This is a genomic window from Priestia sp. P5_B4 (assembly GCF_056400385.1).
In genome coordinates, this window is sequence record NZ_JBFULJ010000978.1 from 1 (window position 1) to 1,340 (window position 1,340).

Annotated in this window: 2 protein-coding genes and 1 pseudogene; all 3 read right to left on the minus strand. The window is 36.0% G+C overall.

Annotated elements, in window-relative coordinates; genetic code table 11:
* Positions 1-135: pseudogene (locus AC1DRF_RS28035) on the minus strand (branched-chain amino acid aminotransferase); the annotation flags it as partial.
* 219 nt (positions 136-354) lie between these two features.
* A complete protein-coding gene (locus AC1DRF_RS28040; protein WP_013057211.1) occupies positions 355-840 on the minus strand; it encodes a hypothetical protein in 486 nt (161 codons plus the stop codon).
* 20 nt (positions 841-860) lie between these two features.
* A partial coding sequence (locus AC1DRF_RS28045; RefSeq protein WP_477742314.1) for a lysophospholipid acyltransferase family protein occupies positions 861-1,340 on the minus strand: 480 nt, incomplete at its 5' end.

Here is a 1,340-nt window from a genome sequence, read left to right on the forward strand (position 1 = left end):
GTGCCATCCTTGGCCTTCTGTATAATCCATAATGAACATATGGTCCGTGAAGATTTTCCCGAATTGCAATTGATCAGATTGCGGCTTTTCTTTTTTTGTTTGACTTAGTGTTACATCGATTGAATAAGTTGTCATAGTTGTTTCTCCTTGCTCTTTATATTTACGGGTTTTTCGCTTAAACCTCTATATAAGTTACATTGTACAACTTTAGGGAAGCGTGTCACAATAGTTAGAGACGAAAAATTCTAAAAATTTTATAAAAATTATAAAGAAATAGCACCTAATCGAATTAAGTGCTGAATTGAAAAGGTTTTCTTTCTAAAAAAACTATTTCTACATTTTATTTACAACCATTTATAAACCAATTTTCACTCGAAGCTTTTCATCTTGTATTGAAAATTGTTTGATTTTCCCTACTGGAATGACCTTGACTTTATCAATTTCATTGAGATTGATATGAATTTGTTTTTCTTCATACGTAGTAACAGGCGGCTTGTGAAAAATTCGATAGTTGATCCAATTTTGATTAAGAGGTTTCATTTCATGGATTTTGAATAGAAGCGTACGTTCTTTTGCCTCAAGAGGTTCTAGCACAATGGAAAATGGAATTCTCACTAGAAATTTTTTAATAATTCCATTCACGTGAATATAGGAGTCTTGAAATGAAATAGAAAATTGCTGAATTTGATCTTGCTTTGTCATTTGCTTTTGAAAAATTCGCATGAGCATAGAAGCGGATATAGGAACGGTTACCCCGCTTTCAGCCATCTTTTCTTTCATTTTTGCCTGCACATCATCACTAATTACATCGTTTAGCTTTCTCTGTACCCAATCCTTCATGGTGCACCTCCGCTATGAAGTTATCTTGCTGTTTCCTCTAACGCACGAATTGAAGATGTTAAATGATTTGACACGTCCGCAAGGCGATCTTTTGTCAGTTTATCTTCTCCAAGGTAGATAGGTTTTCCAAAGGAGATAACAATAGGACCCTTCGAAAATAGTTCTTTTACATTGGCAGGTCCTTTGTAAACTGCGGGTACAATAGGAACCTTTGCTATGCTCGCTATAGTGACTGCTCCTTTTTTTAAGGGAACGTCTTCCTCTGTTCGCGTGCCGCTAGGGAAAATCCCGACGATATGTCCTTCTTTTGCTAATTTAATAGGTATTTTAATGCTGCTAGGTCCCGGGTTGTTACGATCTACTGGGAATGCGTTGAGTTTTTTTAATACATTACTAGTGAGTATATGATTAAAAAGCTCCTTTTTTGCCATAAAATGAATTTGGTGAGGCAAAATAGCCGCACCAAGCGCTACAACGTCTACCCATCCCTTATGCGAACA

Bases quoted from the DNA above. Each gene is read 5' to 3' on its own strand.
- AC1DRF_RS28040 (WP_013057211.1), bottom strand. From the start codon at position 840: ATGAAGGATTGGGTACAGAGAAAGCTAAACGATGTAATTAGTGATGAT.